General features: G+C 58.8%; 18 protein-coding genes. 9 read left to right on the forward strand and 9 right to left on the reverse strand.

All coding sequences use genetic code 11. The annotated features are described in order from the left end of the window. Positions 1-3: 3 nt before the first annotated feature. The 4 genes from DXT96_RS17790 to DXT96_RS17805 all read left to right on the forward strand — a co-directional run bounded on the left by DXT96_RS17790 (position 4) and on the right by DXT96_RS17805 (position 4,196). A complete protein-coding gene (locus DXT96_RS17790; RefSeq protein WP_153515765.1) occupies positions 4-789 on the forward strand; it encodes a 3-hydroxybutyrate dehydrogenase in 786 nt (261 codons plus the stop codon). A 242-nt stretch (positions 790-1,031) separates the two neighbouring features. Beyond that, the gene (locus DXT96_RS17795) at positions 1,032-1,337 is read left to right on the forward strand and encodes a hypothetical protein (RefSeq protein ID WP_153515766.1); all 306 of its coding nucleotides are present in this window, start codon (positions 1,032-1,034) and stop codon (positions 1,335-1,337) included. Positions 1,338-1,413: 76 nt separating this feature from the next. Next, positions 1,414-1,755: a hypothetical protein gene (locus tag DXT96_RS17800; protein WP_153515767.1), complete on the forward strand. Its 342-nt coding sequence runs from the start codon at positions 1,414-1,416 to the stop codon at positions 1,753-1,755. Between the two features lie 104 nt (positions 1,756-1,859). Beyond that, positions 1,860-4,196, forward strand: a complete 2,337-nt coding sequence (locus DXT96_RS17805; RefSeq protein WP_153515768.1) for a glucose/quinate/shikimate family membrane-bound PQQ-dependent dehydrogenase — start codon at positions 1,860-1,862, stop codon at positions 4,194-4,196. Positions 4,197-4,273: 77 nt separating this feature from the next. On the opposite strand, the gene DXT96_RS17810 is transcribed toward DXT96_RS17805, so the two are convergent. Further along, positions 4,274-4,774: a ferritin-like domain-containing protein gene (locus DXT96_RS17810; RefSeq protein WP_153515769.1), complete on the reverse strand. Its 501-nt coding sequence runs from the start codon at positions 4,772-4,774 to the stop codon at positions 4,274-4,276. A 174-nt stretch (positions 4,775-4,948) separates the two neighbouring features. Between DXT96_RS17810 and DXT96_RS17815 the strand changes: the two genes are divergently transcribed. Beyond that, positions 4,949-5,434 carry an MgtC/SapB family protein gene (locus DXT96_RS17815; protein WP_149901167.1) on the forward strand — a complete coding sequence of 162 codons (486 nt, stop codon included), beginning with the start codon at positions 4,949-4,951 and terminating at the stop codon, positions 5,432-5,434. A 7-nt stretch (positions 5,435-5,441) separates the two neighbouring features. On the opposite strand, the gene DXT96_RS17820 is transcribed toward DXT96_RS17815, so the two are convergent. Genes DXT96_RS17820 through DXT96_RS17845 form a run of 6 tightly spaced genes read right to left on the reverse strand, consistent with a single transcriptional unit; the run spans position 5,442 to position 9,318 of the window. Beyond that, the gene (locus DXT96_RS17820) at positions 5,442-6,668 is read right to left on the reverse strand and encodes an FAD-binding oxidoreductase (RefSeq protein WP_153515770.1); all 1,227 of its coding nucleotides are present in this window, start codon (positions 6,666-6,668) and stop codon (positions 5,442-5,444) included. A gap of 19 nt (positions 6,669-6,687) precedes the next feature. Further along, positions 6,688-7,098 (reverse strand): TIGR02588 family protein, encoded by a 411-nt coding sequence (locus DXT96_RS17825; protein ID WP_153515771.1) that lies wholly within the window; start codon positions 7,096-7,098, stop codon positions 6,688-6,690. A 7-nt stretch (positions 7,099-7,105) separates the two neighbouring features. Next, positions 7,106-7,966 (reverse strand): TIGR02587 family membrane protein, encoded by an 861-nt coding sequence (locus DXT96_RS17830; protein WP_153515772.1) that lies wholly within the window; start codon positions 7,964-7,966, stop codon positions 7,106-7,108. 53 nt (positions 7,967-8,019) lie between these two features. Beyond that, positions 8,020-8,460 carry a PPC domain-containing DNA-binding protein gene (locus DXT96_RS17835; protein WP_149901163.1) on the reverse strand — a complete coding sequence of 147 codons (441 nt, stop codon included), beginning with the start codon at positions 8,458-8,460 and terminating at the stop codon, positions 8,020-8,022. 57 nt (positions 8,461-8,517) lie between these two features. Beyond that, positions 8,518-9,078: a type 1 glutamine amidotransferase domain-containing protein gene (locus DXT96_RS17840; RefSeq protein ID WP_153515773.1), complete on the reverse strand. Its 561-nt coding sequence runs from the start codon at positions 9,076-9,078 to the stop codon at positions 8,518-8,520. Between the two features lie 18 nt (positions 9,079-9,096). Further along, entirely contained in the window at positions 9,097-9,318 is a 222-nt protein-coding gene (locus tag DXT96_RS17845; RefSeq protein ID WP_149901161.1) for a hypothetical protein, read from the reverse strand. Positions 9,319-9,608: 290 nt separating this feature from the next. On the opposite strand from DXT96_RS17845, the gene DXT96_RS17855 reads away from it, so the two are divergent. From DXT96_RS17855 to DXT96_RS17865, 3 genes are read left to right on the forward strand one after another with little or no spacing between them, the layout of a single operon-like run. Then, the gene (locus DXT96_RS17855) at positions 9,609-10,439 is read left to right on the forward strand and encodes an N-formylglutamate amidohydrolase (protein ID WP_153515774.1); all 831 of its coding nucleotides are present in this window, start codon (positions 9,609-9,611) and stop codon (positions 10,437-10,439) included. Continuing rightward, entirely contained in the window at positions 10,436-12,313 is a 1,878-nt protein-coding gene (locus DXT96_RS17860; protein ID WP_153515775.1) for a flavohemoglobin expression-modulating QEGLA motif protein, read from the forward strand. Before DXT96_RS17855 ends, DXT96_RS17860 begins: the two co-directional genes overlap by 4 nt. Before the next feature lie 10 nt (positions 12,314-12,323). Further along, positions 12,324-13,370, forward strand: coding sequence for a glutathione synthase (locus DXT96_RS17865; protein ID WP_149901158.1), 1,047 nt, complete (start codon positions 12,324-12,326; stop codon positions 13,368-13,370). A gap of 1 nt (position 13,371) precedes the next feature. On the opposite strand, the gene DXT96_RS17870 is transcribed toward DXT96_RS17865, so the two are convergent. Together DXT96_RS17870 and DXT96_RS17875 are read right to left on the reverse strand one after the other, a co-directional pair. Then, positions 13,372-14,394, reverse strand: a complete 1,023-nt coding sequence (locus DXT96_RS17870; RefSeq protein WP_153515776.1) for an NAD-dependent epimerase — start codon at positions 14,392-14,394, stop codon at positions 13,372-13,374. 86 nt (positions 14,395-14,480) lie between these two features. Beyond that, complete coding sequence (locus tag DXT96_RS17875; protein ID WP_153515777.1) at positions 14,481-15,812, reverse strand: UDP-glucose/GDP-mannose dehydrogenase family protein; 1,332 nt, start codon at positions 15,810-15,812, stop codon at positions 14,481-14,483. Between the two features lie 381 nt (positions 15,813-16,193). On the opposite strand from DXT96_RS17875, the gene DXT96_RS17880 reads away from it, so the two are divergent. Next, the gene (locus DXT96_RS17880; protein WP_142842410.1) at positions 16,194-17,081 is read left to right on the forward strand and encodes a DMT family transporter; all 888 of its coding nucleotides are present in this window, start codon (positions 16,194-16,196) and stop codon (positions 17,079-17,081) included. Positions 17,082-17,100 lie beyond the last annotated feature (19 nt).

A 17,100-nucleotide genomic window follows, 5' to 3' on the forward strand; every position in this document is an offset into this window, starting at 1 on the left:
CCGATGGAGGATCAACCGAAAACCGTGCTCGTCACGGGTTCCACCAGCGGCATCGGGCTCGCCATCGCCAAACGTTTTGCCGAGGCGGGGTATCTGGTCGCGGTGCATGGCATAGAGACGACGGAAGAGGCGACGCAGGCCCTGGAGATGGTTGCGCAGGTGGCGCGGCACAGGCCGGTCTATTTTTCGGCTAATCTCGCCCATTATGACGAGAGCGCGCATCTGCCGGAAACCGTCATTGCCGCGTTCGGTCACATCGACGTGCTGGTCAACAATGCCGGCATTCAGAAGGTTGCGCCGATCGACGAGTTCGATTTCGCCGATTTTTCCCGCATCGTCGCCATCTCGCTCGACAGTGCCTTTCACACCATCCACGCGGCCCTGCCGGGCATGAAGGAAAGGGGCTGGGGCCGCATCGTCAACATCGCCTCCGCCCACGGCCTTCGTGCTTCACCCTTCAAGGGGCCTTATGTGGCGACCAAACATGCGGTGGTGGGGCTGACGAAAAGCGTGGCGCTGGAAGTGGCCGAACTAGGCATCACCTGTAATGCGATCTGCCCTGGTTATGTCTGGACCCCGCTCGTTGCCGCACAGGTCGCGGATCAGGCGCGGGTGCATGGCATGAGCGAGGAGGATGTGGTGAAGAAGGTGATGCTTGCGCCGCAGCCGACCAGACAATTTGTGCAACCGGAAGAAGTGGCGGAGATGGCGCTTTATCTCGCGGGTGACATGGCGCGATCCATCACAGGAACGACTATCTCCATCGACGGTGGCTGGACCGCAAAGTAATTTCTGCCGGCGTGCCTTGCGAAGCCGTTGCTTGCTTCCGGCATTATTCTGCGATTTTCCATTCCATAGCTTTGTCGGGGCGCTGAAACGCGAAGATGTAGGCTGCTGATCTGACACTTTATGAGGTATTATTAGCACAATCTGACTATTCGCTGTGGTTGTGGCGCAATAGGGGGTGCACATTGCCGGCGAACATGCCAAAGTGGGACATTGTTTTTAATTGATCTATTTTTCTGATAATCATGATGTTGAAAATTTTTACTTTTCTGGAGATTCTGCCGGTATGGCGAAGCCGTCGCCTTGAGGCAAAAAAATATCGGGCTGCCGGCGGTCATTCCGAATTTGGTGGCATGCGAGCGCCTGTGCGGTTGAACCAAACCCCTGCTGCCGCCACGAGCACTGGAACCTTCCCGGATAAGCCGTGCGAAACGGCGGATGCCGATGCCCGGCGAACAACATCCTGGCTGGGGCTCAGGCAAAGCTTCAGCGCGCTGGAGACGCCTGCTGATCCTTATCTGGATATGCCCCGTCCGGCCGAGTGTGCCTGAAGGCTCTCTCTTCTATTATCTGGAACAAAACCCTGACCCTGCGGATTAAATTGGCAGGTTACAGGGAGTAAAAGATATGGCCAGAGAAAATGCCAGCTATCTCCACGGTCGGGACGCTCCAAAAACGGAGACGGCAACCCGGGCGCGGCAGGGATCCAGAGGACGGCCGGTTCTTGTCATTCTGATTGTCAGCTTTTTTCTTGCGCTGGTCGTCTGGGCGGTCGTTGAATATTCGGTTTTTGAGCCGGATGAAAATCGTCCGCAAAGCACGCAGACCGAGACGGCACCTGTGCCGCAGCAACCTTCCGGCTCCGGAAGCTTCGACAACAACCCTGCAAATGGCCGTGTAGCGCCGCCAGCTTCCACCGATACAAATCCCTCACGACAGGACTCGACGGGGGCGCCGCAAAACCCTTAACGACCATGACGTGAAATTTTTCATGACAAATGAATAGTTTGTGTGGAACCAGATTGGCCCCGATTTCATTTCACCCAAAGTGACAGGAATCGGGGGTTTCATTCATGGCAGTCACCGTCACTGCGGTTGTTCTCACGCTGATCGGCCTTGCGCTGTTTGGTTTCGGCTCCCAGCTCGTAATGCTGGGCGGCAGTTTTTATTATGTCCTTTCTGGTTTGGCCTTCCTGTTGACGGCCACTCTGCTCTTCAAGCGCAATCGCGCCGCACTCCATGTTTATGCTGTTTTCATTGTCGCAACGCTCGCCTGGGCAATCTGGGAAGTGGGTTTCGACTGGTGGCAGCTTGGTCCGCGTGGTGGCATCGTCATTCTCATCGGTCTGTGGCTGCTTGTGCCCTGGGTCAGAAAGCCGCTCGGGTTTTCCAGCCCAACGGGGCTTAACTACGGCCCGAACGCCTGGCCGCTCGCCTTGTCTGTTCTCGCTTCGATCGTGGTCGCCGGATATTCCATGACGCAGGATCCGCACGGCAAGTCCGGTTCATTGTCGCAGGAGACAGTGTCTGCGACGCCCGCCTATGGCGGCAACGTGCCGGATAGCGAATGGCACCAATATGGCCGCACGCCTTATGGCCAGCGTTATTCGCCACTCACACAGGTCAATGTCGACAATGTCTCGCAGCTGAAGGAAGCCTGGCGTTACCAGACGGGCGACGTGAAACTGCCTGACGACGTGGGTGAAACCACCTATCAGGTGACGCCGCTCAAGGTTGGCAATTCACTTTACATCTGCACGCCGCATAATTGGGCGATCGCCATCGATGCGGCAACCGGCAAGGAAAAGTGGAAATACGACCCGAATGTCGGTCTCAATCCGGACCGCCAGCACCAGACGTGCCGTGGCGTTTCCTATTATGCCGAGCCGAATGCCGCCCAAGGCACGGCATGCGCCGAGCGCGTCTACCTGCCGACTTCGGATGCGCGGCTGATCGCGCTTGATGCTGCGACCGGTCAGGTCTGCACCTCCTTTGCCGATCAGGGTGTCCTGCATCTCGAGCAGGGCATGAAATACAATCCTGCCGGTTATTATTATTCGACCTCGCCGCCCGTCATCGCGGCGGGCAAGATCATCATCGGCGGTGCGGTGAATGACAATTATTCCACGCAGGAACAGTCCGGCGTCATCCGTGCTTTCGATGTGAACAGCGGTGCCCTGATCTGGAACTGGGATTCCGGCAATCCGGAAAAGACCGAGCCGATTGCGGCGGGCGAGACCTATACGACCAACTCGCCGAACAGCTGGTCGGTACTGAGCTATGACGAGGGCCTTGGCCTGGTTTATGTCCCGCTCGGCAATCAGGTGCCGGACCAGCTTGGCATGGGCCGCAGCGAGAATGTGGAGAAATATTCCTCCTCCATTGTTGCGCTCGATATCAATACCGGCAAGGACCGCTGGGTGCGCCAGACGGTCCATCACGATCTCTGGGACATGGACGTTCCCGCACAGCCTGTGCTGCTCGACATTACGAAGGACGGCCAGAGCGTGCCTGCCCTTGTCGGTCCGACCAAACAGGGCGATATCTATGTTCTCGACCGGCGCACCGGCGAGCCGCTTCTGCCGATTACGGAAGAGCCGGCACCGGGTGGTGCGATCCCTGAAGACTTCACCTCCCCGACGCAGCCGACGACGGCCCTGTCTTTCAAGCCGGAGCCGCTGAAGGAAAAGGACATGTGGGGCGTCTCCATGTTCGATCAGCTCGCCTGCCGCATCCGCTTCCATCAGCTGGACTACAAGGGACGTTATACGCCGCCCTCGCTTAATGGCTCGATCATCTATCCGGGCAATTTCGGCACCTTCAACTGGGGCAGCGTGGCGGTAGATCCCGAGCGCCAAGTCATGTTCGGGATGCCGACATATCTTGCCTTTACCTCCCAGCTCGTCCCGCGCGCCGACATCCCCCCGAAGGGACAGGATGAGAAGGGTAGCGAGCAAGGTCTGAACCGCAATGACGGCGCGCCTTATGGCGTGTTCATGGGACCGTTCCTCGGTCCGTTGAAAATCCCCTGCCAGGCGCCGCCATGGGGTTATGTCGCGGGTGCTGATCTGCGCACCGGCGATATCGCCTACAAGCACAAGAACGGCACGGTCTATGACATGACGCCGCTGCCGTTGCCCTTCAAGGTGGGCGTGCCGGGCATTGGCGGGCCGATGATCACCAAGGGCGGCGTGGCCTTCCTCGGTGCTGCTGTGGATAATTTTCTGCGCGCTTACGACCTCACAACCGGCAAACAGCTCTGGGAAGCGCGCCTGCCGGCCGGTGGTCAGGCAACGCCCATGACCTATGCGCTGGAAGGCGGCAAGCAATATGTGGTGATGGTTGCGGGTGGTCATGGTTCCGTCGGCACCAAACCGGGCGACTATGTGATCGCTTATACGCTGCCGTAAAACGCGGCAGCTTCAGATAAATAAAAAACCGGAATGGGAGACCATTCCGGTTTTTGCTTGTGCGGTCGAAGAGGTGATCATGCCGCCTTTTTCTGAGCCGCAGCATTGATCGAGGTCTTGGCGAGCGACGTCAGCGCATCGTCGGTCTTGGTTTCTTCCTTGAGCGTGGCGTCCAGCAGCGAAACCGCCTTTGTGTGCCCAAGCTTTTCCGCCCAGGCTTTCAGCGTGCCGTAACGGGCGATTTCATAATGCTCGACGGCCTGGGCCGACGAAATGAGACCGGCATCGAGCGCCGCAGTTCCCTTGAAATCATCAATGATCTCTTCGCCTTCGGCGATGATGCCCTGGATCGCTTCACAGGTCTTGCCCTGCGCCCGCTTGCCGATGACTTCGAATACTTCCTGCAGGCGCTCCACGTGACCCTGCGTCTCTTCCTTGTGTTTTTCAAAGGCCTGTTTCAGCTTCGGGTCGGTCGCTGCCCGGGCCATTTTCGGCAGGGCTTTCAGAATCTGCCTTTCAGCGTAATAAATATCCTTCAGCGTATCATAAAACAGGTCGTCGAGTTTCTTCTCGGCCATTGTTCCTTCTCCCATGGTGTGAAAATTCACGATGTGCGCTTATGCGCACGGGAGACAAACCCTTCGCAGTCCCTATGGTTCCGGCTCCGTTGCGCGCAACGTTTATATTGCCGCGCGGAACCAACCGGCCTTCCCGAACTTACTGGTGATGAAATTTCGGGAGGAGACGCGACAGTGCCCCAGAGCCTTGCAGAAGAATTTTCCATGAATGTTTCCATGCCTTTCGAGGTGCTGCTGGTGCGCGTGTTCGGCGCGGTCATCCTGTGCGGCCTGATCGGGCTGGAGCGGGAGTTTCACAAGAACACCGCCGGTCTGCGCACCAACATGCTGATCGGCCTTGCCGCCGTCACCTTCTGTGTCATCACCATCCACATGATGGAGACGATGGCGGAAGGCCATGAGGCGGCGCGGCTCGATCCCATCCGGCTGGTGGAGGCCGTGACGGCCGGCATCGCCTTTCTAGCCGCGGGCGTGGTCGTTTATACCAAAGGTGACGTCAAAGGCCTGACGACGGGGGCCAGCATGTGGCTTTCGGCCGCGATCGGCCTCTCTGCCGGGCTCGGCATGTGGCCGCTCGCGCTGTTAGCCTCCGGCGTCGGGATTATCGTTCTCTGGACGCTTCGCCGCATGCAGGTGGCCGCCGGCATCAAGGAAGACTGATCGGGCATCAACCGAAGCGGAAAAGATCGGCGTCTGGGTCCTTGCCGCCATTAACGGCGGCGGCGACGATTTCGGCGGCGATCTGGCTGAAGGTGATGCCGTTGCCGCCGAAACCCATGACGGCATAGACATTCTTCATGCCGGGAACCGTGCCGATCAGCGGCAGGCCGGTGGTGGTGGTGCCAAACGCCGCTGCCCAGCGATATTCCGGTTCGCCGATATCGACGCCGAGCAGTTTTTCGATCTTGCTGCGGATAATTTTCGTTTTAGTGGCCAGCTTGCGCTCCGACTGGAAGGCGGTGGGATTTTCCTCATCTTCGCCGCCGGCAATCATGCGTCCGTTTCGATCGGTGCGCAGATAAAGATAGGGGTCGGAAGCCTCCCAGACGATGTGGTTCTCCAGCCAGTCCGGCAGTTCAAGTCCTTTCCTGCTCGCCATTGCCCAGGTGGAAATGATCTGGTGTTTCGGACTTTCGAGCATCTTCAGAAATTGATATCCGGTGCAGAAGACGACATTGCGGGCGGAGAGGATTTTGCCCTCAGCGGTCGCAAGGACCACCTCGTCACCGAGATTTCTAAGATCGGTGATTTCAAGCTGTGAGACAATTTCAGCGCCTGCACCCGCCGTGTGGCGCAACAGGCCCGCTGTCAGCTGCGCGGGATTGGCGGAGGCCGAGATGTCGCTGAGAATGGCGGCGGTCCGCTCTAGGCCATATTGTTCTTGTAGTTCCGCAGCAGTGAGGAACGTGGCCTCGATGCCGGCCTCCCCGCGCGCAGCCGCTTCCGCCTTCAGCGCACGCGACCCCATTTCATCTCCGGCAAGATAAAGTGCCTGCTTGCGCGCCATGCTGCAGGAGATGCCGAGCGACGTGACGATTTCTTCGAGACGCAAGACGGCGCGGGCCGAGCGCTGCCATGCCCTGTCGGCGGCATCCTTGCCGATCATCTTTCTCAGTTCCGTCAGCGGTGTATCGATCTCGTGCTGGATCATCGCGGTGCTGGCCACGCTGCTGCCCATCACCGGTTCGCTTTTGTCGATAATCAGCATGGATTGCCCCGGGCGATGCAGCGCGTGCGACACCAGCGCGCCGCTGATGCCGGCGCCGACGACGATCGTGTCGTAACGGTCGGCCTTTGGTGTCGTTCCGCTGCGGATGCCGATGCGTGGGCTATCGGCCCAGAGCGGCTTTGAATCCCTGAGATCGCGTTCTTTCGTCAGTTTGGATGTTGGCATGAAATAGTCCTGAAAGGTCTCACGGCTCGGTATAGCCGGAGACGTTGAGATTGAGTGTGCCGCGGCGGGGGTCGTTGCGGAAGAAAAGCGTGCCGGCATCCTTCGATTCCGAGGCGACATAATCGAATGTCACATCAGCGCTTTCCTGCATCGTGCCGTCTTGCTGCAGGTCGCCGCGCACCTGCACCTGCGCTGCCGTCGTCATCGAGAGATTGCGGATATCGAACTTCACGCGGTACGAACCGGATTGCCCCTCCACGCCGGTGACGGCTATTTCGAAACGGGCATCCTCAGGCTGGTAACGATAGATGTCGTAGGCGATCCAGCCGAGCATGGCCGTAACGAGAAGGGTGCAGATCGCACCTGTCACCCATTCTATCCAATGGGGATCGGAACTTTCGGTGTGTTTGTTACCCTTCGATATCGTCATCTTGTCCTCACAGGATCAATCGGGCAGAGGCCGCGCCGATCGAAGCCGGAACGCCGAGAATGACGGCGGCGCTCATGATCTGCGACAGCGACGTATGGTCGAGACGCTCGAAGGTCCAGAGCGTGTAGATGCTGATGGCGATGGCGATGACATAGCCCGGCAGGGTAAAACGGATGAAGGACTGCCACCATTGCTGCCCCTCATGCAGCTGGTGAGAGCCCTTGAAATGAAGCGCATAGACAAAGCCGTGCATGATGGCAATCGACAGCAGGCAAAGCGCCAGAATGTGATAGGGCGTCACCTTATAGGCGATCAGGATCATCTCTTCCGTTGGCGCGACATTGAGGTTCAGAAAGAGCGCGCCGACCATCATCATGAACAGTTCGTGCAGATAACCGGTCTTGCCGGAATATTCGCCTTCTTCTTCGTCCTGCGCATCCGAATGCTGGCCCAGCTGACTGCGGCCGAGCAGCGCGCCGATGCTCGCCGGCACGGATTGCAGCGCAATCTTGGTGATGATGGTGGAGACGGTCATCTGGTCGTTCAGGATACCGAACAGCAACAGCACAGCGGCGCTGACGGCTATGCCGAGCCCGTAGGCAGTGATCGCGTCGCGCAGCGCCTGGCCCCAGGAATGAATATTCTCAAAGCCGATGCGGCGGGCGAGAAGCAGCAGCAGCGGCAGGTTGAGGATGCAGAGCAGCAGCAGCCGCCACGGATTGATGTAAAGACCGAGAAACCACATTTCCATGGTCATCAGCATCGGCAGTGCAAACAGCAGGGCACCCGCCGTGCCACGTGCCAGACCGGTCAGAAACTGTCTGACCTCATCGTCACCGGTGTCTTTTCGATTGATCGCTGCCGCCATGCCGCCCCTCACATGGGGGAATAACGCAATGGTGTTTTTCCGGTTCCGCCGGTTTATTTCGCGGGATCGATAAGGGCGATGCCGAATTCCGGGCGATAGCTGCGCCGCAATTCCGCGGGTGTTTCGCGGATGACCACTTCCAGGGTCGGTCGTACCACTCCCTTCAGAAAATGGCCGCCCTTGGTGGATCCATCGGCAAAGCCCAGAACCACATGCAGATGCGGATTGGGCGTGTCGTTTTCATCAAGGGTGATATCACCAAGCAGGCTCAGAACCTCGCTCTGCGCGGTGACAGGGATTTCATTATATGCTTGCGTCGAAAGATCGAAAAAGGCGAGCGTTGCCGTGGCAAAGGCCCCGATCGCCGTCACCGAAGCGGCGTTGATGTTCTCGGTCGCGGCAAAACGCCGGATAGCCTCCAAGGCTTCTTCTTCCGGTTCAATGACGAGAATGAAGGTGCGCTCCGCGCCGCTCGCCAGCAATCTGCTTTTCATGGGTCTCTCCCAATAAAAGTGCCGCCGGAAACCGGCGACACGGGATGGTAAGGGCCTTTAAGCGGCGCGGCGTTCGTGGCGGCCTTCCTCGACCTCCTCGACGATTTTCGCAACGAAGGCGTCGAGGTCCTCGGGACTGCGGGAAGTAATGATACCCTTGTCCGTCACCACCTTTTCGTCCTTCCAGTTGGCGCCGGCGTTTTTCAGGTCTGTCTTGATCGACCAATAAGAGGTGGCGTCACGACCGCGCAGGGCATCCGCTTCCACCAGCAGCCATGGCGCATGGCAGATGGCGGCCACCACCTTGCCGGATTTGACGAAATCGCGCACCACGCGCATCGCATCCTCATCATGGCGCAGAATATCCGGGTTGATCTGGCCACCCGGAAGAACCAGCGCGTCAAAATCATCCGATTTGACGTTCCTGGCGGAAAGATCGACGGCGATGCTGTCGCCCCAGTTCTTTTCATCCCAGCTCTTGATTTCGCCTGTTTTGATCGAGGCGATCTTTACATCGGAACCTTTGGCCTTCAGCTGATCGTAGGGCACCCTGAGTTCCGAGCGCTCATAGCCGTCGGTTGCGAGAATGACGATTTTTGCAGCGTTGATTGAAGTCATGTCTGTCTCCTTCCGGGTTCAGTCGTCCTTGTCCGAATTCACGGAGGGCAGGAAAAATTCCACGTCCTTGCGGCGTTCGGCCTCGAGATTTTCGATGTGCGTTTGCCAGAATGTCTCGGCCTCTGCCGGTTCGTTTTCCCATTGGCGCACGAAGGTCTTGTTGTCGTCGATCATCACCTGACGTGTGCCGCCAAGTCGCAGATATTCTTCCGCAAGTTTGCGCGTTTCGGTCTTTTCCATGTCGCAGCTCCTTGTGCGGGGAAAGTGGGGACGGAGGGACGCCGGATGGGTGAGAAGCTCGACTGCCGCTTCGTTGGCCACCGGGAGAAAACGGAAAAATCCCGATGTTCTTCGGCACCATCACGTCCGTTTGACACGGCGGCCCTCCTGTCAGAACAACGTGAGCTTTCCGGGATGGTTCCGCAGTTTTTCGGGCGGTGTCTGTGCAGGGGGCAAATGTATCGTGCGCAATTTTTCCCGGAACAAACGGGCAAGTCGCGTTGTTTTACACCCGATGCAGGGGAGGCAGCATGGCAGCCAGACACAGCGACGGCGAACATTACGGTTACAACAAAAACAGGGGTTTCTGGTCGATCGACTTCGGCAATTCCCCCGTTGTCGGCACGGCCATTCACGACGGCCATTTCATTCGCCCGGAGGTGGCGGGGCTCATGGCCCTTTCAGCCGAACAGAGGCTGCGCGAGGAAGATCCCTTCACCGGCGAGATGATTTCGGGGCTGACTAATCGTCTCGTCGTTCATCATTCTCGCTTCGAAATCGATCTCAACCGCGCTGCCGATCAGGCGATCTACCTGAAGCCCGAGCAATCCTGGGGGCTTGAGGTCTGGAACGAGGAGCCGACAGAGGAAGCGCTTCGGCAATCGCTCGACTTCCACGCCGATTATTATGCGATGCTGGAGACGGTTCTGTCCGCGGTGGAACGGCGGTACGGAGCTTTCGTGGTGCTGGATGTGCACAGCTACAATCATCGCCGGCAGGGCGCTGCCGCGCCTGCGACGGCGCAGGTGGAAGCGCCCGATATCAATATCGGTACATTTTCCATGGATCGCAGCAGCTGGAGCGATGTGGTCAGCGCCGTCGGTCATCATTTCGCGTCAGCGACCATTGGTGGTCGACGCCTTGATGTTCGAGAGAATGTGGCGTTTCAGGGCAAAGGGGAGCAGACCCGCTTCATCCACGAACGATTTGCCGAAAACGGCTGCGCGATTGCAATCGAGTTCAAGAAATTCTTCATGGATGAATGGACGGGAAAGCCGGACACACGGGTGATCTCGGATATCCGTGACACGATCGCCGCCCTTCAGCCGGTTCTTGAGAAATGCCTGGGGTCGCGGCGATGAGTGTTTCCTCCGCCCGCAGCGAGCCTTCCCCCATCGCCGATCTGGTGGATGATGTCGTCTCCTGCCTGGAGGCCGGCAAGGCTATCCGCCGGGATGTCGGAAAAAACGGCAGGCTGCACATCGACCGGCCGCTGCCGTTCCTCTGCCTGCATCTGACGGGCGGCACGAAAGACCTCGCTGCGCGGGATATCGCCGCCGCCCACGCATCCTATCTCATAGCCTCGAACATTCAGGAGGCTGCGCCGCTGATCGAGGCTGTTGGCATGGCCATGCGGCAGCGCTTCGGCGCTTTCTTGGTGATCGATATAGGCGAGCTGGAACACGATATTCTGCTGGCCGACGATTCCCCCTTTCTGCCGCATTATGAGGTTTCTGTTTCAGCGACCTCCGAACCGGAAACGCAGAAAGCCCGCCGGGTCTTCATCAAGGCGGTCTGTGATGCCGAAGTGCGGTTTCGCACGCCGCGCATCACCCGGCCAGAGCTGGATGCCGATCCGATCCTCAGGTTTCAGAATGCCGGTCTGGATTTTCCCTGCATCAGTGTGCGCTTCGCGCCGATCTATCGACAGCCGGAATCCGGTGCCGATTATCCGGGCCTGCGCGAAACTATGATCGCCGATCTATTCGATGCCGGTCTGCAAGCCTTCTCGTCATTTGCCTCCGGCATGGATGCGCTGAAAGTCACCAGCCACCGGGCGCTTGGCCGTAAGGCCTTTGTCGATGCCGTCCGGCGCGCCGACCGCTCGGTGGATGAGATCGTTTCATCCTTCGATTTTCTTCTGTCCGTTACACCGATCAATGCCCGCCGGGCGTTTGAGGAGTTTCGCGATGGCAGCTTTCAATTTGCGCCACGCCTGCTTTATCGGCCGCTCGGCGTTGATGTCGAGGAGCAGAAACGCAGGCTCTATTCCGTCGTTTTCGATCATCTGGAAGACCCGGTGCTCTATCATCTCTACCGGGAGAAACAGCAGGAGATCGATCTGCAGCTAACGATGCTTGCGAACCTGCATCATCGAACCTTCACCGATTTTTCGCGCGCCCTCTATGGCGCCGTCGAACCCGCTCTTCTGACGCTGGCGCTTCGTGTGCTTGAGGACTGCCCACGCGCCCAGGAAAGCGGCGAAATCGCCATGGTCGATTGTTACGCGGTCGCCAGGAAATCGCGCGAGATGGTCGAGACCTATCTGGCGGAAGAACCGGAATTCAAGGCCCGCGTTGAAATCCGCGACGACCTGCCGCCCGGCCTGATGGTGACGGGCGAGAAGCTTTTGATTTCCCGCCACACCGTCATGGAACAGCGCCGCGTCGAGGCACTGCTGTCGCATGAGATCGGCGTGCATCTTCTCACCTATTTCAACGGCTCGTCTCAGGGCCTGCGGCTCTTCCGCACCGGCCTTTCCGGTTATGAGGGCGTGCAGGAGGGGCTGGCGGTGCTGGCGGAACATCTGGCCGGTGGCATGACGCGCGAGCGCCTGCGGCTGATTGCCGGGCGCGTCGTCGGCTGCGCCACCATGCTTGATGGCGCGACTTTCGTTGAGACCTTCCGCATCATGACCCGCGATCACGGTTTCGACGAGGCCGGCGCTTTCAACATGGTGCTGCGCATCTATCGCGGCGGCGGCCTGTCGAAGGATGCGATTTATCTGCGTGGGTTGGCCGAGGTGCTGGAGCATTTGCGCAGGGGCGGGGCGCTTGATCCATTCTGGATGGGCAAGATCGCTGCCGCCCATTTCCCTGTCATGCAGGAGCTTGCCCTGCGCGGTCTCTTGCGGCCGCCGGGTGTCAGGCCCGCTTTCTTACTGCCCGCTAAGGCCAATGAGCGGCTCGAAAAAATACGGGCGGGATTATCCATTGCCGAACTGGCGACATTATAGGAGGGGCTTCATGCGTATCGCATTTTTCGTCAATTCCATCGAGACCGAGGGACCAAATTACGCTACCGGCCTGCTGGCCATGGCGGCGCTCAATCGCGGCCATGAGGTGGTTTATCTCACACCCGGCGACTTCACCTTGCGGTCGGATGACAGCCTGACCATCCATGCCACCGTACTGCCGAAGGCGAAAATCAAAAAGGGCGAGACATTCCACACCACGCTTCAGGATAAGGCGCTGGAGCGGCGGACCATGGATATCGAGGAAATCGACGCGCTGATGCTGCGCAACGACCCGTCGCTCGACCAGACGACGCGGCCATGGGCAGTGCATGCCGGCATTCTGTTCGGGCGGCTTGCCGAACAGCGCGGCGTCGTGGTGCTGAACGATCCGGAAGGTCTGGCGCTGGCGCAGAACAAGCTCTATTTCCAGAGCTTTCCCGAAATCGTCCGGCCGACCACGATCATTTCGCGCAATGTCGAGGAAATCCGGGCCTTTGCCGATGCCCATCCCAAGGGCGTCATCGTCAAGCCGCTGCAGGGCTCCGGCGGCAAGAACGTATTCAAGATCGGCTCCAGCAAAGAAGCCAACCTCAACCAGATTTTCGAGGCGGTCAGCCTTGAGGGTTATCTGATCGCGCAGGCCTATCTGCCGGCCGCCAAGGACGGCGATATTCGCTTCTTCATGATGAATGGCAGGCCACTGATGCGGGACGGCCAATATGCAGCGCTTCGTCGCGTGCCGGCCAAAGGCGATCTGCGCTCCAACATCCACGCCAAAGGCACCGCGGAAGCGGTGAAGGTGACGGACGACATCGTGGCGCTGGCCGAAATGATGCGGCCGAAGCTGGTGGAGGACGGCATGTTCCTCGTGGGGCTTGATATCGTTGGCGACAAGATATTGGAGGTGAACGTGTTTTCGCCCGGTGGGTTATCGAATATCCTTGAACTCACCAATGTCGATTTCAGCGATACGATCATCGAAGCGGTGGAAACCAAAGTCTCCATGCAGGCCGCATCGGGTGGCGCGCTCTCCAACCGGTTGCTCGCAACGCTCTGAACTACTCCCGCAGCTCGGACGATTGCATTTGCCGATACCAGGCGACGAGGGCCTTGATGCCCTCCTCGACCGGGGTTTGTGGCACATAACCGGTCAATGCCCTCAGAAGATCGGGCGAGGCAAAGGTGCGCGGAACGTCGCCCTGCTGCATCGGCAGCATGTTGCGGATTGCCGGCTTGCCGACTGCCTTTTCGATCGTTTCGACGAATTGCATCAGCTCCACCGGCTGGCCGCCGCCAATATTGACGACGCGGAAGGGCGCGTGGTGCGAGAGTGTGTCGGTGACACCTTCCTGCGTAACCCGGTTTTCTTCCGACGGGATGATCTGGCTCAACCGGACGATGCCTTCGACCAAATCGTCGATATAGGTGAAGTCGCGGCTCATATTGCCTTGGCCGTAAATATCGATCGGCCGGCCGTTGGAGACGGCATCGACGAATTTGATCGGCGCCATGTCCGGCCGGCCCCATGGCCCGTAGACCGTAAAGAAGCGGAATGCTGTGGTGGGTAATTTGTGCAGATGTGCATAGCTATGCGCCATCAGCTCCATCGATTTTTTGGTGGCGGCATAAAGTGTCATCGGCTCGTCGGCCTTGTCGCTCTCCGCAAAGGGGATTTTTTCGTTGGCACCGTAGATGGAGGAGGTCGATGCCAGCATCAGGTGCTTGACATCAAGGCTTCTCGCGAGCTCCAGCATGTTGAACGAGCCGATGAGATTGGAATCGATATAGGCGCGCGGATTTTCAAGGCTGTAACGAACACCGGCCTGGGCGGCGAGATGGATGATGATTTCCGGTTCTGCGGCCTCCGCCGCCCGCTTCAACGCATCGGTATCTTCCAGCATGCCGATTTCAGCCCGGAAGCCGTTGGAGCGGGAAAGGATGGCGTGGCGTTTTTCTTTCAGGCTGACATCATAATATTTCGTCATGCCGTCGAAGCCGGTCACGAAGTGGCCGGCATCCAGCAGCCGCTTTGCGACGTAAAAGCCGATGAAGCCAGCCGTGCCGGTAACCAGATAACGCATGATGACTATATCCCGAATCTGTTGGTGCGTTTGCGGTTAAACCGAAGCGCGAAAATTGTTTCAGTGAAATTCCAGACGACAGATCGCTAAAGTTCTTTGCCGGGGCCACCCTCATGCGGGCGGCCGACGGCAGCATAGATGAAGCCATGCGCGGCGACTTCATCCGTGCGGTAAATATTGCGCAGGTCCACCAGAACAGGGTTTTTCATGATCGCCTTCAGGCGCGGCAGATCAAGCGCGCGGAACTGGTTCCATTCCGTCACGATCACCACCGCATCGGCATCTTCCGCCGCCTCGTAGGGACCTGTTGCGTATTCGATATCCTCCATCAGATGGCGGGCATTCGCCATGCCTTCGGGGTCGTAGCCCACAACCCGTGCACCGCCATCCTGCAGGGTCTGGATGATGGCGATTGCCGGGCTGTCGCGCATGTCGTCGGTATTCGGCTTGAAGGTAAGGCCAAGCACGGCGATCTTCTTGCCGCGCACGTCGCCGCCCATGGCGTTGATGACCTTGCGGCCCATGGCGCGCTTGCGATTGTCGTTGATGGCGATGGTGGTTTCGATCAGCCGCACCGGCGCATCATAATCCTGCGCGGTCTTGGCGAGCGCCAGCGTATCCTTTGGGAAACAGGAGCCGCCATATCCCGGGCCGGCATGCAGAAACTTCGAGCCGATGCGGCCATCGAGACCGATGCCGCGCGACACGTCCTGCACATTGGCGCCGACCTTTTCACAGAGGTCGGCCATTTCGTTGATGAATGTGATCTTCATCGCCAGAAAGGCGTTGGCGGCATATTTGATCAGTTCCGAGGCGCGCCGCGTGGTGAAGAGCAGCGGCGACTGGTTGAGGTAGAGCGGACGGTAAACCTCCGTCATGACAGGGCGGGCGCGCTCGTCCGAAAGGCCGACGACGATGCGGTCCGGCCGCTTGAAATCCTCGATGGCGGCACCTTCGCGCAGGAATTCCGGATTGGACACCACGGCGAAATCGGCGGAAGGGTTTTCCTCGCGAATGATGCGCTCCACCTCATCGCCGGTGCCGACGGGAACGGTGGATTTGGTGACGATGACGGTGAAACCATCCAGCGCATGGGCGATCTCTTTTGCTGCCGCATAAACATAACCGAGATCGGCATGGCCATCGCCGCGCCGCGAGGGCGTGCCGACCGCGATGAAGACGACCTCGGCATTGGCGACGGCAGCGGTTAGATCGGTGGTGAAACTCAACCGGCCAGCCCTGGCATTGTTGGCGACGATCGTCTCCAGACCCGGTTCGAAGATCGGAATTTGGCCTTTTTTCAGGGCCTCGATCTTCTCTGGCATCTTGTCGACGCAGACCACATCGTGACCGAAATCTGCAAAACACGCGCCGGACACGAGGCCGACATAACCTGAACCGATCATCACAATCCGCATTCTTTTTCCTTTCGGTTAGCGAGGCCATGTTAACGCGGTAATACCAGCCGGGGAAATCGGCGGGCGAAAATCACATGATAATATTTAGCCGCCTTCATGCCCGTCGCCAAGCGCTACGATCAACACCGGCTAACCTCTTTCCATGACGGTGATGTGATGGCGGCGGCGGGACAAATTTGCCGCACCTTGCAGCCATTTGCACTGGCCGGGTCCAATTGGGCAATTTTGCTTCTTTTGCGGCTTGCACTCATAGGTAGCCGGGTCTAGCCATAGGGTGAGGATCAAATCTGCCAGACTGTCTGTCCCTTTAAGGGGCGTCCGGGTCGCGTTCCACGCGGCCGGGGGATGCTTTGCATTGCGGTCGGTGTTCGGGGAAGTCACATGCAAAAGGGTTTTCTGCTCGGTCTGTTCGCTTATGCGACCTTTTCCATGGGCGATGCCACCATCAAGTCGCTTGGATCGCAGATCAGCGTTTTCGAAATCGGCTTCTTCAGCATCCTCTTCTCCGGCATCTTCATCTTTTTCAGCAAGCCGCGTGAGGAAAGGTGGCGCGAATTCTGGCGCATGAGCCGGCCCTTCGCGGTGCATGGGCGCGCGATTTCCGGTCTCTTCGCCGGCATTTTCGGCATCTATGCCTTCACCACCATTCCGCTGGCGGAAGCCTATGCGCTGATCTTTCTGTCGCCGCTTTTCGTCACCGTCCTTTCCGCCGTGGTGCTGAAGGAGAATATCGGCCCGTGGCGCTGGGCAGCGGTTCTGGCCGGCATCGTCGGCGTCATTCTCGTTGTACGGCCGGGCTTCAAGTCGCTGGAACTCGGGCATTTTGCCGCCATCGGCGTGGCGTTCCTGGCGGCAATGACCATCGTGCTGCTGCGCTCGCTGGCGGGAAAGGAAAAGCGCACCTCGATCATGGGTGTGCTGCTGATTTACGGCCTGACTTTTAACGGCATCGCCTCGATTCCCGATTTCGTCATGCCCAACCTGCACCAGCTTCTGGCCTTCGCCTTCATCGGCCTTTGTACGGCAACGGGACAGATCACCCTTCTGGTTGCGACCCGCATTGCGCCCGCAAGCCAGATCGCGCCTTCGCATTATTCGCAAATCCTCTGGGCGGTGGCGATCGGCATGACCTTCTTTCACGAGTACCCTGACGCCGTTGCGGTGCTGGGTCTCGCCGTCATCGCTGGATCGGGACTCCTGACGATGATCCGTGAAAAGGTAAGGCTCGGCACCGTGCGCTGGAACCCATTTTTCCGCAATCGCCTTTGAGGTTTGGTCGCCGGTGAAA

This window comes from Agrobacterium sp. ICMP 6402, from assembly GCF_009498615.1.
Classification (GTDB): Bacteria; Pseudomonadota; Alphaproteobacteria; order Rhizobiales; family Rhizobiaceae; genus Agrobacterium; species Agrobacterium burrii.

What these genes read in the sequence shown, in the direction of transcription:
- DXT96_RS17790 (WP_153515765.1), top strand. Translation starts at nt 4, where the DNA reads ATGGAGGATCAACCGAAAACCGTGCTCGTCACGGGTTCCACCAGCGGC.
- DXT96_RS17795 (WP_153515766.1), top strand. Translation starts at nt 1,032, where the DNA reads ATGATGTTGAAAATTTTTACTTTTCTGGAGATTCTGCCGGTATGGCGA.
- DXT96_RS17800 (WP_153515767.1), top strand. Translation starts at nt 1,414, where the DNA reads ATGGCCAGAGAAAATGCCAGCTATCTCCACGGTCGGGACGCTCCAAAA.
- DXT96_RS17805 (WP_153515768.1), top strand. Translation starts at nt 1,860, where the DNA reads ATGGCAGTCACCGTCACTGCGGTTGTTCTCACGCTGATCGGCCTTGCG.
- DXT96_RS17810 (WP_153515769.1), bottom strand. Translation starts at nt 4,774, where the DNA reads ATGGCCGAGAAGAAACTCGACGACCTGTTTTATGATACGCTGAAGGAT.
- DXT96_RS17820 (WP_153515770.1), bottom strand. Translation starts at nt 6,668, where the DNA reads ATGCCAACATCCAAACTGACGAAAGAACGCGATCTCAGGGATTCAAAG.
- DXT96_RS17825 (WP_153515771.1), bottom strand. Translation starts at nt 7,098, where the DNA reads ATGACGATATCGAAGGGTAACAAACACACCGAAAGTTCCGATCCCCAT.
- DXT96_RS17830 (WP_153515772.1), bottom strand. Translation starts at nt 7,966, where the DNA reads ATGGCGGCAGCGATCAATCGAAAAGACACCGGTGACGATGAGGTCAGA.
- DXT96_RS17835 (WP_149901163.1), bottom strand. Translation starts at nt 8,460, where the DNA reads ATGAAAAGCAGATTGCTGGCGAGCGGCGCGGAGCGCACCTTCATTCTC.
- DXT96_RS17840 (WP_153515773.1), bottom strand. Translation starts at nt 9,078, where the DNA reads ATGACTTCAATCAACGCTGCAAAAATCGTCATTCTCGCAACCGACGGC.
- DXT96_RS17845 (WP_149901161.1), bottom strand. Translation starts at nt 9,318, where the DNA reads ATGGAAAAGACCGAAACGCGCAAACTTGCGGAAGAATATCTGCGACTT.
- DXT96_RS17855 (WP_153515774.1), top strand. Translation starts at nt 9,609, where the DNA reads ATGGCAGCCAGACACAGCGACGGCGAACATTACGGTTACAACAAAAAC.
- DXT96_RS17860 (WP_153515775.1), top strand. Translation starts at nt 10,436, where the DNA reads ATGAGTGTTTCCTCCGCCCGCAGCGAGCCTTCCCCCATCGCCGATCTG.
- DXT96_RS17865 (WP_149901158.1), top strand. Translation starts at nt 12,324, where the DNA reads ATGCGTATCGCATTTTTCGTCAATTCCATCGAGACCGAGGGACCAAAT.
- DXT96_RS17870 (WP_153515776.1), bottom strand. Translation starts at nt 14,394, where the DNA reads ATGCGTTATCTGGTTACCGGCACGGCTGGCTTCATCGGCTTTTACGTC.
- DXT96_RS17875 (WP_153515777.1), bottom strand. Translation starts at nt 15,812, where the DNA reads ATGCGGATTGTGATGATCGGTTCAGGTTATGTCGGCCTCGTGTCCGGC.
- DXT96_RS17880 (WP_142842410.1), top strand. Translation starts at nt 16,194, where the DNA reads ATGCAAAAGGGTTTTCTGCTCGGTCTGTTCGCTTATGCGACCTTTTCC.